We start from the raw sequence: 380 nt of genomic DNA on the forward strand, positions 1-380 counted from the left end.
ACCGGCTGTTCCTCAAGCCAGCTCCACTGAAGACCGCCGTGGTGGGCGGCTTCAGCCTCGACGACTTCGCCATCGACACAGCCGGCAGCACAGTGACCTACCCAGCCGGCCACACCGTCCCCCTGTCCGAACCGTCCGGGCAGAAGATGCAGCGCAAAGCCCTGTTCACCGAGCAGTGCACCGGCTGCCCGCTGCGGGAAGGCTGCAGCACCTCCAAGGCCGGACGGATCGTCACCATCCGTCCCCACCACGACCTGCTCGCAGCCTCCCGCCGCCAGGCCGCCACCGACCCCGACTGGCAGGCCGCCTACCGCCGCTGGCGGCCACCGGTCGAACGCGCCGTCGCCTGGCTCGTCGCCCACGGCAACCGACGACTGCGA

General features: G+C 70.8%; 1 protein-coding gene. It reads left to right on the forward strand.

The window, feature by feature from the left end:
- Positions 1 to 380 (forward strand): transposase (locus OO57_RS38040; RefSeq protein WP_033257503.1); only part of this gene is annotated, 380 nt, incomplete at both ends.

The organism is Kitasatospora phosalacinea (assembly GCF_000717185.1).
Classification (GTDB): Bacteria; Actinomycetota; Actinomycetes; order Streptomycetales; family Streptomycetaceae; genus Kitasatospora; species Kitasatospora phosalacinea_A.